Origin of the sequence: Streptomyces sp. NPDC020731 (assembly GCF_044334705.1) — a bacterium.
Classification (GTDB): Bacteria; Actinomycetota; Actinomycetes; order Streptomycetales; family Streptomycetaceae; genus Streptomyces.
Map to the genome: position 1 here is coordinate 251,196 of NZ_JBIRTN010000003.1, position 14,965 is coordinate 266,160.

Sequence of the window (14,965 nt, forward strand, 5' to 3'; positions counted from 1 at the left end):
AAGGACGTTGCTCGTCTGAGGTTCTGAGACACCGCGTCACACCACTCAGGTGTGTACGTCGCGTGCGACCTCGGCGTTCGAGCCGTCCTTGCGGTCCTTGCGGAACAGGGCTTTTCTCATGCCCAGGCCTTCCCTCCCGGCTGCCGGTCCTCGTCCCGCGGTGTCTCGATACGCGTTTGCCCCTGATCGCCCCGAGCAACCGCGGAGGCCCGCATGACACCATCCATCACCTGTACGTCCCTCGCCTTCACCTGGCCCGACGGCACCGCCGTCCTCGAGGGCCTCGACGTCGCCTTCGGCCCCGGCCGCACCGGACTCGTCGGCGTCAACGGGTCCGGGAAATCGACCCTGTTGAAGCTGATCGCCGGTGAGCTCCGGCCGGCCGACGGCGCCGTCCGGGTGGCCGGCGAGGTGGGATACCTGCCGCAGAACGTGACGCTCGACACCGCGCTGAGGGTCGACGAGGCTCTCGGCATCGCCGACTTGCGGACCGCGCTGCACGCCATCGAGGCGGGCGACGTGGCCGAGGGGCACTTCGAGACCGTCGGCGACGACTGGGACGTCGAGGAACGCGCCCTGGCCACGCTCGGCGAGCTCGGCCTCGGGCACATCGGTCTCGACCGCACCGTCGGCGAGGTGTCGGGCGGCGAGTCGGTACTGCTGCGGCTGGCCGCGCTGCTGCTGCGGCGCCCGGACGTGCTGCTGCTCGACGAGCCCACCAACAACCTCGATCTGTACGCCCGCAGGCGGCTGTACGCGGCCGTCGCGGCCTGGCCCGGGGTGATGGTCGTGGTCAGCCACGACCGTGAACTGCTGGAACTGGTGGACCAGATCGCGGATCTGCGGTCCGGGGAGGTCATCTGGTACGGCGGCAACTTCTCGGCGTACGAGGAGGCCCTGGCCGTCGAACAGGAGGCCGCCGAGCGCATGGTGCGCGTCGCCGAGTCGGACTTCCGCAAGCAGAAGCGCGAACTGGCCGACGCCCAGGTCAAACTGGCCCGCCGCAAGCGGTACGGGCAGAAGATGTGGGACCAGAAGCGCGAGCCGAAGATCGTCATGGGGGCGCGCAAGCGCGCGGCGCAGGAGTCCGCGGGCAAGCACCGCATCATGCACGAGGAGAAGCTCGCCGAGGCCAGGGAACGCCTCGGTGAGGCGGTGGACGCCGTACGGGACGACGACGAGATCCGCGTCGACCTGCCGTACACGGCCGTACCGCCGGGTCGTGACGTCCTCACCCTCATGGACCTGGAACTGGCGTACGGCGCCCGGGTGAAGGGCGGCTTCGATCTTCGGGGCCCGGAGCGGGTGGCGCTGATCGGGCGCAACGGCGCGGGCAAGACGACGCTGCTGCGCACGGTCGCCGGGGAGCTGGAGCCGGTCTCCGGCGAGGCGAGGGCCCATGTGCCCCTGCGGTTCCTGCCGCAGCGGCTCGACGTCCTCGACGCGGAGCTGACCGTCGCCGAGAACGTGGCCCGGTTCGCGCCGGGCGCCACCAACAACCGGGTCCGGGCCCGGCTCGCCCGCTTCCTGTTCCGGGGCGCCCGCGCCGACCAGAAGGCGGCGACGCTCTCCGGCGGTGAGCGGTTCCGTGCGGCGCTGGCGGCGCTGATGCTGGCGGAGCCCGCGCCGCAGCTGCTGATGCTGGACGAGCCGACCAACAACCTCGACATGGCGAGCGTCCGGCAGCTGACCACGGCGCTGGAGTCGTACGAGGGAGCCCTGATCGTGGCCAGTCACGATCTGCCGTTCCTGGAGTCGATCGGCATCACCCGGTGGCTGCTGATGGAGGAGGGGGAGCTGAAGGAAATCACGACAGAAGCTGTCGGGTATTCCGCCTAACGTCGGCGGCATGAGCCAGTCCAGCGATTTCATCACCATCACCGGAGCCGGGGAGAACAACCTCAAGGACGTCACGCTCCGCATCCCGAAGGGCCGGCTGACCGTGTTCACCGGCGTTTCGGGGTCGGGGAAGTCGTCGGTCGTCTTCGACACGATCGCGGTCGAGTCGCAACGGCAGCTCAACGAGACGTTCACCTGGTTCGTCCGCAACCGGCTGCCGAAGTACGAGCGGCCGCACGCCGAGGCCCTGGAGGACCTGACGCCCGCGATCGTCGTCGACCAGCGGCCCGTCGGCGGCCACTCCCGGTCGACGGTCGGCACGATGACGGACGTGTACTCGGTGCTGCGGGTGCTGTTCTCGCGGCACGGCGCGCCGAGCGCCGGACCGGCGACGGCGTACTCGTTCAACGACCCGTCGGGCATGTGCCGCGCGTGCGACGGCCTGGGCCGGACCGTACGGCCGGACTGGGACCGCCTTCTCGACGCGGACCGCTCCCTCGCCGAGGGGGCGGTCCGCTTCCCGCCGTTCGCCGCGGGGACCTGGCAGGGGCAGGCGTACACCAACACCGACGAGCTGGACCCGCACAAACCGGTGCGGGGGTTCACCGCCGCCGAGCGGGAGTTCCTGATGCGGGGGCGCCCCGGCAGCAAGGTCACCGTGAACGGCACGGGTGGCACCTGGACCACCGAGTACGAAGGGCTCGCCGACCGCTTCGAACGGCTGTATCTGAAGCGGGATCTGGCGGGGATGAGCCAGAAGACCCGTGACATGGTGCGGGAGTTCCTGGCCGAAGGCGTCTGCCCCGCCTGCCGGGGGGCCAGGCTGAACGAGGCGGCGCTGGCCTCCCGGATCGGCGGCCGGTCCATCGCCGACTGCGCCGGGATGCAGGTCACCGATCTCATCGCCGTGCTGCGGGAGATCGACGACCCGGTGGCCGGGCCGATCGCCGGGGCCGCCGTCGCCGCGCTGGAGCGGATCGAGACGATCGGCCTCGGCTACCTGAGTCTCGACCGGGAGACGTCCACGCTCTCCGGCGGCGAGGGGCAGCGGCTGAAGACGGTCCGGCACCTCGGGTCCAGCCTGACCGGGATGACGTACGTCTTCGACGAGCCCAGCGTCGGACTGCATCCGCGCGACGTCCACCGGCTCGGCGAGCTGCTGCTGCGGCTGCGCGACAAGGGCAACACCGTGCTGGTCGTGGAGCACGACCCGGACGTCATCGCGCTGGCCGACCATGTCGTCGACATGGGGCCGGGGGCCGGTGCCGAGGGCGGCAGGGTGGTGTTCGAGGGGACACCCCGGGAGCTGGCCGCCTCGGGCACCCTGACGGGGCGGTGCCTGGGACGGCGCACGGCGGTCAAGGACGTGGTGCGGGAGGTGGCGGGCGAGCTGTGGGTGAAGGGGGCCGACCGGCACAATCTGCGCGAGGTCACCGTGCGGTTCCCGGCCGGTGTGCTGACCGCGGTGACGGGGGTGGCGGGCTCGGGCAAGAGCACGCTGGTCGGCGAGTTCACCGCCGCTCACGGGAACGCCGTGGTGGTCGACCAGTCCTCGATCGGCGTCTCCGCCCGGTCCACCCCGGCGACGTATCTGGGGATCATGGACACGGTACGGAAGGTCTTCGCGCGGGAGACGGGCGCCGGACCGGGGCTGTTCAGCTTCAACTCCGACGGCGCCTGCGAGACCTGTGGGGGCCGCGGGATCATGTACACCGACCTGGCCTTCATGGACCCGGTGACCACGACCTGCCACACCTGCGAGGGGCGACGGTTCAAGGACGAGGTGCTGCGGCTGACCGTCGGCGGCCGCTCCGTCGCCGACGTGCTGGGGATGACCGCCGAGGAGGGCCTGCGCTTCTTCGACGACACGGGCGTACGGCGCCGGCTGCGCGCCCTGCGGGACGTCGGCCTCACCTACCTCACCCTGGGCCAGCCTCTGTCCACCCTTTCCGGTGGTGAACGACAGCGGATCAAGCTCGCCACCCGGCTGCACCGAAAAGGGGTGGTGTACGTGCTGGACGAGCCGACGACCGGGCTGCACATGGCGGACGTGGACGCTCTCGTCGGTCTCCTGGACCGGCTGATGGACGCGGGGAACACCGTGATCGTGGTCGAGCACAATCTCGATGTGATCGCCCGCGCCGACTGGGTGATCGACCTCGGTCCGGGCGGCGGGAGGGAGGGCGGCCGGGTGGTCTTCGAGGGCACACCGGCCGAGTTGCTCCTCGCCGAGGGGTCCTTCACGGGGGAGCATCTGCGGCGGGCCGGGCGCTGAGACCGTCGCCGGTGGTGCATCTCGTCGTCGCCGGGGTGGTCCCGTCCGGACGCGCCCCGCATGATGGCTGCGCCGACGCCCGCGGGAGACCGGCCGCTCCACGGGCTTCCCGGTACGGCCAGGACACGCCCCGTCCGATTCGGAGGCGTACTCGTGCCCAGCGAGAAGGCTCTCGTCCGCCGTCCCGCTCCCCGCCCGGCCGGGGCACTGGTGGCGCGCGTCGAACGGGAAGGAGTCGACCTCGACCGCGCGGTGGAGCGGTGGGAGGCGTATACGGAGGCGTTGCGCGCCCACGGCTGGGAAACGATCGAGGCCGACCCGGCCGACGACTGCCCGCACTCCGTGTTCGTCGAGGACACGGTGGCGATGTACCGGAACGTGGCGCTGACCGCCCGCTCCGGTGCCGGGTCCCGCCGCGCGGAGACCCTCGGCGTCGAGGAGGCCGTGGCGTCCCTGGGCTGCTCGGTGAACCGGGTCCGGAAGCCGGGCACACTGGACGGCGGCGATGTGCTGACGATCGGCGACACGGTGTACGTCGGCCGCGGCGGCCATATCGACGCGGCCGGGGTGCGGCAGGTTCGGGCCGCGTTCGAGCCGCTGGAGGCGCGGGTGGCCGCCGTGCCGGTCGCCGAGGTGCCGCATCCGAAGTCGGCGGTCACGGCGCTGCCGGACGGGGCGGTCGTCGGGTACATCCCGAACATGGACGTGCCGTCGCTGTTCCCGCGCTTCCTTCCGGTGCCGGAGGCGGCATTCCCGGCTTCGAGCGGGAACAGGCTGCTGACGGCGGCGAGCGCGCCGAAGACCGCGGAGCTGTTCGCGGACCTCGGCCATGAGCCGGTCCCGGTGGACATCGGCTAGTCCGAGAAGCTCGAGGGCTGTGTGACCTGCCTCTCGGTGCGCCTGCGGGAGCCGTACGTCTGACGGGCGGCACCGGCGCCCGTACGCCACAGCGACCTGCGGCTCCGCGCCGGGACGGCACTCCATGGGAACCCCCGCTGATCAGGGATCTTTACGACACTCTTAACCTACGGCTACGTAACCTACGGCTACGTAGCCTACGATTCCGTAGGTTCCCGGCCCGCTCGCCGGTACTTCCGAACGCCCACCGTCCCCTGGAGTCACCCGTGTCGCTCACTTCTCCCCACCTCGGCAGCCCTTCGGTCTGGACCGACGCCCGGCTGTTGCACGCACTGGAGGAAGTGGTCGAGAAGGAGCTCAACCGGCATCTGAAGGTCACCAAGGACTGGATGCCGCACGAGTACGTGCCGTGGAGCGACGGCCGCAACTTCCCCGGCTTCTTCGAGGACGGCGAGGCCTGGGACAAGGAGCAGTCGAAGGTCACCGAGGTCGGCCGGATCGCCCTGGTGGTGAACCTGCTGACCGAGGACAACCTCCCCAGCTACCACCACGAGATCGCCACACTGTTCGGCCGGGACGGCGCCTGGGGCACCTGGGTGCACCGCTGGACGGCCGAGGAGGGCCGGCACGGCATCGTGATGCGGGACTACCTGCTCGCCTCGCGGGCGGTGGACCCGGACAAGCTGGAGCAGTTCCGCATGGCGCACATGAGCGAGGGCTTCGAGTCGGACAACCGGCACTCGATGCTCCACTCGGTCGCCTATGTCGCGTTCCAGGAGCTGGCCACCCGCGTCTCGCACCGCAACACCGGCCACCAGTCCGGTGACCCGGTCTGCGACCGCATGCTGGCGCGCATCGCGACCGACGAGAACCTGCACATGGTGTTCTACCGCAATCTGCTCAAGGCGGCCTTCGAGCTCGCGCCCGACCTGACCATGCAGGCGGTCCGTGACGTCGTCGTGGACTTCCGGATGCCCGGCCACGGCATTCCCGGCTTCGAGCGGGCCGCGGCGCAGATGGCCATCGGCGAGGTCTACAACCTGCGCATCCACCACGACGACGTGCTCCAGCCGGTGCTGCGCTTCCTGAAGATCATGGAGATCGACGGGCTGGGCCCCGAGGGCCTCAAGGCGCAGGAGGAACTCGGCCTGTTCATGGGCGGCCTGGACGCGGAGGCGTCGAAGTTCGACGAGAAACTGGCGACCCGCAAGGCCCGTATGGCGGCCCGCGCGGAACGCGTCTGACGGCGGGGGCCTACCGGCCCGTACGGCGCAGTTCCAGGCGCTCCTTCTCGGACGTGCCGCCCCAGACGCCGAAGCGCATGTCGTTGGCCAGGGCGTACTCGAGGCACGTCGCGCGGATCGGGCAGAGGCCGCAGATCCGCTTGGCCTCGCGGACCGAGCTGCCCGGCTCGGGGAAGAAGAAGTCTCCCCCGGTCTGCGCGCACAGCGCCTCCTCCTGCCAGGTGAGGTCGGGCGACGGGATCGTTTCGGTGTGCATGACCGAAAGCGTGCCGTGCGGCGAAAAACGTTCGATCAACGCGGGATCAACGGAGGGCCCGGGGCCCTCCGTGACCGCATGATGATGACGCCGGGGCACCCGGCGCGCACGGCGGCGCGCCGAGGTGTCAGGTCTCGCGCGGATCACCCTTGAGGACGGCGAACCGTGCGCCGTACGGGTCCTCCAGACGGGCCAGCCGGCCGACGCCGGCGAGGGAGGTGGCGGGCAGCCGCACCCTGCCGCCCAGCTCGACGGCCCTGGCCACGACGGCGTCCGTGTCGTCCACCCCGAAGTAGGGCAGCCAGTGGGGCCGGGCGGGCTCCGCCCCGGTGAGGTCGTCGGCCGGCGGGACCAGTCCGCCGAACATGCCGTCCTCGCCCGTCCCGGCGGGGTTGACGGAGGTGTAGACGCCGTCGGGGAAGGTCACCGCCGAGGTCTCCCAGCCGAGGACGGAGTGGTAGAACGCGGCGGCGCGGGCGATGTCCGGGGTGTACAGCTCGACCCAGCACAGCGAGCCGACCTCGCCGGCCGCCTCGATGCCCTTGCGCAGCGCCGGTTCCCAGATGCCGAAGGGGACGCCCGCCTGGTCGGCGAGGACGGCCGTCCTGCCCTGCCCCATCACGTCCACGGGCGGCATGGGCACGCTGCCCCGGGTCCGCTGGACGGCCTCCGTCGTGGCGTCCGCGTCGGGACTCCGGAAGTAGACGGTCCAGGCGGGTGGGCCCTGCTCCGGTGCGGTCCGCATACCGCCCGCGACGATCCGCCCGGCCAGCCGGAAGAAGCCGTAGCCGCCGGCGTCGGGCCCCGCCGGGGCGAACTCCCAGCCGAACAGGCCGCCGTAGAAGGACGCGGCGCCCTCGATGTCGGACGTGCCGACGTCGATCCAGTTCGGGGCGCCGTCGACGAAGCGGGTGGTGAGCATGGTGCCTCCTCCGAGAGGTCCCGTCGCCTGCTCTGCCGAGTCTTCCACCGCTGCGCCGGCCGTCGCCGACGGAGCACCCGGACGGGCGTGTCACGGGTCCGCGGACAGGCGCTTGCGGGGCGGCCCCGCGTTGGTGTGAGCCCGGGGTGTTCGCGCTGCCCGGCGCTCGCGGGGCGCCTCCCCCAGCGGGGGTACCCCGGCTCACCCTCCCCCACTCCCGGCTGCGCTCGAGCAGGAGGCACCCTCATCGCCCCGGGGGCACCTCCCAGGTCTCAAGGCACTGGGGCGGCACGACTGCCCGCGGAGGGCGGGTGGTGCTGGGAGATGTCGTTTGGATCTTGCCGGGGTCGCGGGGTCCGGCACGCATCTCCGCGGCGTCGCCGTCGGTCCTCGACGCCCCGCGTCGACTCCCTCCTCCGCCTCGCGGCCGCACGCACCGGACCCCGCCCGGCTCGGCTGTGAGGCGCCGTCGCCCGAAGCCGGCCTGATCCAAACGACACCCCCTAGGCGGACGCCCGCCGGATCAGGATCGTCGGGAAGATCACGCCGGCCGGGCCGCCGCCGGCGTTCTCGTCGGACGCGGTGGTGCCGTCCAGGTCGCGCAGGAGGAGGCGGGCCATCAGCCGGCCCATCTCCTCGATGTCCTGGCGGACCGTGGTGAGCGGCGGTTCGGTCTGTTCGGCGATCGGCAGCATGTCGTCGAAGCCGACGACCGCCACGTCGTCCGGCACCCGCCGCCCGTGCTCGCGCAGCACGCGCAGGGCGCCCGCCGCCGTGAGGTCGTTGGCGGCGAACACCGCGTCCAGGTCCGGGCAGCGGTCGAGGAGCCGCCGCATCGCCCGCTCGCCCCCGGCCGGGGTGAAGTCGCCCTCCACGACCAGTCGCGGATCGGCGTCGGCCCTCACGTCCCGGAAGCCGTCGAGCCGGTCCACCGCCGCGGTCTGGTCCAGGGCGCCGGTGATGTGGGCGATACGGCTGCGGCCGAGACCGAGCAGATGCCGTACGGCGTCGCGGGCGCCGCCCCGGTTGTCGCTGTCGACGTAGGAGACGCCGCCCTGGCCGCCGTTCCAGTCGGGCCGGCCGCCGTACACGGTCGGCAGGCCGGCCCGCTGGATCAGTTCGGGCAGCGGGTCGTCGATGTGCAGGGAGAACACCAGGGCGCCGTCGACATGGCCGCCGGCCAGGTAGCGGCCGACGCGGGCGTGGTCGTCGCGGTCCTCGGTGAGCAGCAGGACGAGCTGGTTGTCGTGGGCCGTCAGTTCCTTGCTGATGCCGCGCAGTTGCCGGGCGAAGAAGGGGTCGGCGAAGACCCGGGTCTCCGGTTCGGCCACGATGACGGCGATGGCGTCGTGCCGCTTCGTCACCAGGCTGCGGGCGGCCTGGTTCGGCACGTACCCGAGTTCCTCCACCGCCCGCCTCACCCGCTCGGCCAGGCGTTCCCGCACCCCGTCGGAGCCGTTGACCACGCGGGAGACCGTGGCCCGGGAGACCCCGGCCCGCGCGGCCACGGCCTCCAGTGTGGGGCGCGGCACTGTGTCGGTCACTTCGGGGCTCCTCACCTGCGGCTGCGGGAAAGGATAGCCCCGGCCCGGCCAGGGGCGAGAGCGCTCTCGGATCACGTCCGGTGCGTCAGTGTTCGTGCTCCTGGTCCTCCTCGGCGACCGCTCCGTGGGCGTGCTCGTGCGGGTCGTACCCCGGGATGGTGCCGTCCGGCTTCTTCACCAGGAACAGGCCGACCATGCCCATGTCGGAGTGGCTCTGGACGTGGCAGTGGTACATCCAGGCACCGGCTCCGACGCCCTCCCCCGCGATGATCTGGAAGCCGAAGGAGTCGGCGGGGCCCACGATCTTGTTGTCGATGACCTGGCTCGGGTCGTCGGGTCCGGTGAGCATGCCGGTGCGGTTGTCGGCCCAGCGGTGACCGTGCATGTGGAAGGTGTGGTAGTACTCACCGTGCGTGATCATGACGATCTCGACGCGGTCACCCACCGTGGCCTCGAAGTTCGGGCCGGAGTGGGCCGGCTTGTTGTTGATCATCATGTCGTTGAAGACGATGGTGTGGGTCGCGTCGGGCAGGACGTCGCCCTTGCGGCGGACGATCACCGGGCCGTACAGCCCGTTGCGGATGCCGCCGGTGCCGTGCACGGTGCCGACGACGTGGTCGTGGTAGTGCCAGTAGCCCGCGCTGCCCGCCCGCCAGGTGCCGTCCGGGCGCCGGCCGGGCTTGTGGGTGCGCCAGGTGTAGGTGCGGGTGCCGCCGGGTTCGACGTCGCTCTTGTTCTGCTTGGTGCCGTCGCTGGAGATCTCGTAGTCCAGGCCGTGGACGTGCAGGCTCACGGGCACGTCCATGGTGTTCTCGAACTCGATGTGCAGCGTGTCGCCCTCGTTGAGCTCGATCAGCGGGCCGGGGACGGATGCCTTGCCCTTCTCGAAGCCGTAGCCCATCTGTCCGCCGTCCAGCCGCTCGGCGTACATTTTGAGGCGCCGCACCTCGCCCCCGGCGGGCGCGGTCTTCGCCGGTGTGGCCGCGCCCACGGCCTCGGGCGCGATGGACAACGATGTCGCGACGGCAGCGCCGCCCAGCAGTACCCGCCGGTTGAAACCGCGTCTGTCCATGCCGAACTCCCCAGTTGACTCAGTTAGCTGTCATGAACCTGTGAAACCGTAGCGGTCACCCCATGGTTTATCCACACTCAGGACAAAGTTCGTTTCATTTCTGCGATAGGTATTGGCGTGTGACGCAAAGAGGTCTAACTTCCTTGACGCTGTTGCTGCGACCGAGGAGGGGTGGGTGGCCACGTGCGGTCCACATCGCATCAAGAACCCATGCGCTTACGAGGGTTGAGCACGAGAAGCGCCACAAGCGCACGAAGGACGAGAACGAGACGACGCGTCTGGGCGGCCACCGTGACCGCCGGGGCCGTCGCCGCCGGGCTGCTGTCGGGTCCCGCCGCCAGCGCGCGCCCGGCCCCGGATCCGTCCCTGACAACGATGTCCATCAAGTCGCCCCCGGGCGGCGCGAACGTACGTGTGCTGCTGTTCCACGGCTCCGCGGCCGGCGGTGACGAGTCGCCGCTCGTGAACGCCGGGATCACGGCGATCGAGAAGATCGGGCTGTCCGGCCCGGCGGACCAGCGGTTCAAGGTCACCGCCACGGACGACGCCTCGGTCTTCACCGACGACAAGAAGCTGGGCCGGTTCAACGCCGTCGTGTTCCTGACCGGCGGCGGGGACGTCCTCGACCCGGACCAGGAGGCGGGCCTCGAGGCGTACATGGAGGCCGGCGGCGGTTTCGTCGGTCTGCACGACGCGGCCCGCGCGGAGCCGTACTCGGACTGGTTCACCGGTCTGATCGGCGCCCGCCCGGCCGCCTCCAGTCCGGAGAAGGTGCAGCGGGCGACCGTCGAGGTCGGCGACCGGACGCATCCGGCGGCCAAGAGCCTGCCGATGCAGTGGAAACGGCCCGACAAGTGGCTGAACTGGGTGAAGAACCCCTCCGGCGACGTGCACACGGTCGCCAGGGTGCGCGAGTCGACGTACGCGCCCGGTGCGAGCGCCAACGGCTGGGACCACCCGGTCAGCTGGTGCCGTGACTACGACGGCGGCCGGTCCTTCTACACCGGCATGGGCGGCACGGTGTCGTCGTACGACGAGACCGACTTCCGTGACCATCTGCGCGGCGCCCTGCTCTGGACGACCCGGCTGGCACAGGCCGACTGCAAGGCGACGATCACCGGCAACTACAAGGCGGAGCGGCTGACCCGGCCCAACCAGCCGGGACAGAACGACCAGATCGGCGAACCGCACGGCCTGGTCACCGCCCCCGACGGCCGTGTCCTCTACATCGGCCGGGGCGGCGCGGACGCCTCGCAGCCCGTCGTCACCGACTGGAACGACCCGGACATCGGCAAGGGCAAGGGCGAGATCCACGTCTACGACCCGAAGACCGGGAAGGTCACCCTCGCCGGGGCGCTCACCGTCTTCGGCAACAAGGGCGGCGGTGACGAGCTGCGCAAGGTCGAGGAGGGCCTGCTCGGCATCGAACTGGACCCGCGGTTCGAGCAGAACGGTTGGGTGTACCTGCACTACACCCCGCACTCCGGGATCAACCGGGACACGCACATGGCCGAGCGGCGGGTCTCCCGCTTCACGCTCGACCGGGCCACCGACAAGCTGGACCTGGGCAGCGAGAAGGTGCTGCTGAAGTGGCCGGTGCAGATCCACAGCTGCTGCCACGCGGGCGGCGGGATGGCCTGGGACTCCCGGGGCAACCTGTACATCGCCACCGGTGACAACAACTCCAGCGGCTTCAGCGGCGGTTACTCGGGCAACAACCCGGAGCCCAACTTCAAGGGCGTGTCCTTCGCGGACGCGCGCCGCACCGCCGGCAACACCAACAACCTCAACGGCAAGATCCTGCGCGTCCACCCGGAGCCGGACGGCACGTACACGCTGCCCGAGGGCAATCTGTTCACCGGCAAGGAGACCGCCGAGGGCGGCGGCAAGACACGCGGCGAGATCTACGTGATGGGCGTGCGCAACCCGGCGCGCATCTCCGTCGACAAGGCGACCGACACCCTGTACGCGGGCTGGGTCGGCCCGGACGCCGGCGCCCCGTCGACGACCTGGGGTCCGGCGAAGTACGACACGTTCGCCGTGATCACCGAGGCGTCCAACCGGGGCTGGCCGTACTGCATGGGCAACAAGCAGCCCTACCGGGACCGGAACCTGCCGGACCCGTCGAAGCCGCTGGGCTGGTACGACTGCGACGCCCCGAAGAACGAGTCGCCGAACAACGACGGTCTGGTCAATCTGCCGCCGGTGACCGGCAACAACATCTGGTACTCGCCGCAGGGCGGCGGCCCGGACTACCCGCGCGACGCGAACGGCATCCCGTCGTACGAGCAGGACGAGGCCATCTACCGGCTGCCCTGGCTCAAGGGCGGCGGGCAGGCCGCGATGAACGGCCCGGTCTACCGCTACGACGCCGACAGCGCCAGTGAGGTCAAGTGGCCGGCGTACTGGGACGGCAAGTGGTTCGTCGGTGACTTCTACGACGCCGACCAGCCGCGCAACGCGGTGCTGATGGACCCGAAGACACAGGGAGACGGCGGTCTTCCGGTGCACTCGGAGTCCCTGAAGAAGATCGTGCCGGTCGGCAACGACGGCATCAGGAACCTGATGGGCTGGAAGTTCGGCCCGGACGGCTCGCTGTACGTCCTCGACTACGGGCGCGGCTTCTTCACCTCCGACTCCAAGTCCGCGCTGTGGCGGGTCACCTACACGGGCGGCGGGCCGACCCCGGCCGCCGGTCAGCTGGCGAGGGGAACCGAGTGATACGGCAACGAAGAATGTGGGCCGGTCTGCTGACCGCCCTGCTCATGATGCTCGGCCTGCAGACGACGTCCGCGGCCGGCGGGACGGCAACCGGGTCGAGGGACACGGCGGCGGCGGAGCAGGTGCTCACCTGGACCGCCGATGACGGCATCACCGCGTACACCTCGGCGCCGACGACCGCGGTGGCCGGTCCGGCGACGATCGTCTTCGAGAACAGCGCGGCGACCGGCAACACCACCGGAATGCCGCACACGCTGACCTTCGTGACCTCCGACCCGGAGTTCAACAACGACGTCCAGCTGAACATCCTGGCCAATCCGGCCGACGCCCAGGGCGGGAAGCACACCGCCGAGGTGACGCTCACCCCGGGCCGCTACTTCTACCACTGCACCATTCCCGGCCACGGCGAGATGCAGGGCATCCTGACGGTGACCGAGGGCGGTGGTGAGGACACCACCGCGCCCGAGGCCACGGCGAAGGTGACCGGTTCGCAGAACGCCGAAGGTCAGTACGTCGGTTCGGCGAGCGTGACGGTCGGGGCCACCGACGAGGGCTCGGGCGTGGACCGGATCGAGTACGCGATCGGGGCCGACGGCGCCTGGCAGCCGTACACCGCCCCGGTCGTGGTCGACCAGGTCGGCACGCACACCGTGCGCTACCGCGCCCTGGACGAGGCGGGCAACGTCTCGGCGGAGCAGAGCGTCGAGTTCACCGTCGTCGCCCCGCAGTCGGACGACACCACCCCGCCGGAGACCTCGGCGACGGTGGCGGGCGAGAAGAACGACGGCGGTGACTACATCGACATGGCGACGGTCACCGTCACCGCGTCGGACACCGGCACCGGCGTCAACACCATCGAGTACGCGATCGGCGCCGACGGTGCCTGGCAGGCGTACACCGGTCCGGTGATGGTGCACCAGGTGGGCACGCACACCGTGCGCTACCGCGCCACCGACAAGGCGGGCAACGCGGCGGCGGTCAAGAGCGTGGAGTTCACGGTCGTCGCCGCTCCCCCGCAGGACACCACCCCGCCGGCGACCGGCGTGACCGTGGAGGGCACCAGGAACTCCGACGGCGCCTACGTCGGTGACGCCACCGTGACCGTCAGCGCCGACGACGGGCACGCAGGTTCCGGCGTCGCCGGCATCGAGTACTCGCTCGACGGCGGACCCTACCTGGCGTACACCGGGCCCGTGGTCGTCGACCGGGCGGGCCGGCACACCGTGGCGTACCGGGCGAGCGACCGGGCCGGCAACACCTCCGGGCCGCTCACGGTGAGCTTCACGGTCGTGGCGGACGGCGGGGTGCCCGCGCCCAACTGCCCCGAGTACGACGAACGGTCGACGGTGATCGTCGGCACGGTCGACTCGGGTGTGCCGAACCGGGTCACCAACGACCGGTGCCGGATAGGCGAACTGATCGAGGACGAGAAGGAGTGGACCTCACAGGCGCTGTTCCTGAAGCACGTGAAGAGCGTGCTGGACAAGCTCAAGAAGGAAGGGGTCGTCGACCAGCGGGAGTACCGGGCGGTCAACAAGGCGGCCCGGCAGTCCGGCATCGGAAAGCCCGGCCAGACCGAGGGCTACCGCAAGATCCTGGACGGCACCCAGGAGTCGTTCGCCAAGTGGGAGCAGGTGGGCGGCGGTTCGTTCGGGCTGAACCCGGACGGGTCGATCACCTCCGGCACCACCCGGGGCGGGCTCGGCATGCTGTGGTTCCCCGAGCGCAAGTACGGCGACTTCTCGCTGAAGCTCCAGTGGCGTGACGACGCCCCTGGCACCGGCAACGCCAACTCCGGTGTGTTCGTGCGGTTCCCGCAGATCCACGACCACCCGGAGGAGCCCCGGCCGGAGTGGGCCGCCATCAAGTTCGGGCACGAGATCCAGGTGTTCGACTCGCCCACCGGCGACATGTACAAGACGGGCTCGGTCTACGGTTTCGACCGGGTCGGCCTGGCCGGCGCGGGCGTGACGCAGAAGGGCACCTGGAACGACTACGAGATCCGGGTGGTGGACCAGCACTACTCGGTCTACCGCAACGGCGTGCTGATCAACGAGTTCGACAACACCGGCGGCCAGGACTTCGCCCCGCCGCGCTCGGACGACCCGGGCACGGACGGGCGGCGGTTCGCCTCCGGCTACCTCGGACTGCAGGTGCACGGCACGACGGACGTCGTCTCCTACCGGGACGTCCGGATCAAGGAGCTGTAGTTTCCACGGGTGCCGCAGTCACCG

The 14,965-nt window shown here is 70.8% G+C and carries 9 protein-coding genes and 1 pseudogene; 6 read left to right on the forward strand and 4 right to left on the reverse strand.

The window, feature by feature from the left end; translation table 11 throughout:
* Window positions 1-213 precede the first annotated feature (213 nt).
* The 4 genes and pseudogenes from ACH4VX_RS06265 (at window position 214) to ACH4VX_RS06280 (ending at window position 6,216) form a co-directional block, all read left to right on the forward strand.
* Complete coding sequence (locus ACH4VX_RS06265; RefSeq protein WP_398366159.1) at window positions 214-1,839, forward strand: ABC-F family ATP-binding cassette domain-containing protein; 1,626 nt, start codon at window positions 214-216, stop codon at window positions 1,837-1,839.
* Window positions 1,840-1,849: 10 nt separating this feature from the next.
* Window positions 1,850-4,114, forward strand: coding sequence for an ATP-binding cassette domain-containing protein (locus tag ACH4VX_RS06270; protein ID WP_398366160.1), 2,265 nt, complete (start codon window positions 1,850-1,852; stop codon window positions 4,112-4,114).
* Between the two features lie 153 nt (window positions 4,115-4,267).
* Window positions 4,268-4,969: pseudogene (locus tag ACH4VX_RS06275) on the forward strand (N(G),N(G)-dimethylarginine dimethylaminohydrolase); the annotation flags it as partial.
* A gap of 269 nt (window positions 4,970-5,238) precedes the next feature.
* Window positions 5,239-6,216, forward strand: coding sequence for an acyl-ACP desaturase (locus tag ACH4VX_RS06280; protein ID WP_398366161.1), 978 nt, complete (start codon window positions 5,239-5,241; stop codon window positions 6,214-6,216).
* A gap of 10 nt (window positions 6,217-6,226) precedes the next feature.
* Here the strand turns inward: ACH4VX_RS06280 and ACH4VX_RS06285 are convergent, their stop codons facing one another.
* The 4 genes from ACH4VX_RS06285 to ACH4VX_RS06300 all read right to left on the reverse strand — a co-directional run bounded on the left by ACH4VX_RS06285 (window position 6,227) and on the right by ACH4VX_RS06300 (window position 10,010).
* On the reverse strand, window positions 6,227-6,472 hold the full coding sequence (locus tag ACH4VX_RS06285; protein WP_398366162.1) for a WhiB family transcriptional regulator: 246 nt from the start codon (window positions 6,470-6,472) through the stop codon (window positions 6,227-6,229).
* Between the two features lie 127 nt (window positions 6,473-6,599).
* Window positions 6,600-7,394, reverse strand: coding sequence for a VOC family protein (locus ACH4VX_RS06290; RefSeq protein WP_398366163.1), 795 nt, complete (start codon window positions 7,392-7,394; stop codon window positions 6,600-6,602).
* A gap of 503 nt (window positions 7,395-7,897) precedes the next feature.
* Entirely contained in the window at window positions 7,898-8,938 is a 1,041-nt protein-coding gene (locus ACH4VX_RS06295; protein WP_398366164.1) for a LacI family DNA-binding transcriptional regulator, read from the reverse strand.
* An 85-nt stretch (window positions 8,939-9,023) separates the two neighbouring features.
* On the reverse strand, window positions 9,024-10,010 hold the full coding sequence (locus ACH4VX_RS06300; protein WP_398366165.1) for a multicopper oxidase domain-containing protein: 987 nt from the start codon (window positions 10,008-10,010) through the stop codon (window positions 9,024-9,026).
* 210 nt (window positions 10,011-10,220) lie between these two features.
* Between ACH4VX_RS06300 and ACH4VX_RS06305 the strand changes: the two genes are divergently transcribed.
* Window positions 10,221-12,731, forward strand: coding sequence for a ThuA domain-containing protein (locus ACH4VX_RS06305; protein ID WP_398366166.1), 2,511 nt, complete (start codon window positions 10,221-10,223; stop codon window positions 12,729-12,731).
* Between the two features lie 14 nt (window positions 12,732-12,745).
* Window positions 12,746-14,941, forward strand: a complete 2,196-nt coding sequence (locus ACH4VX_RS06310; RefSeq protein ID WP_398366313.1) for an OmpL47-type beta-barrel domain-containing protein — start codon at window positions 12,746-12,748, stop codon at window positions 14,939-14,941.
* Window positions 14,942-14,965: the final 24 nt, after the last annotated feature.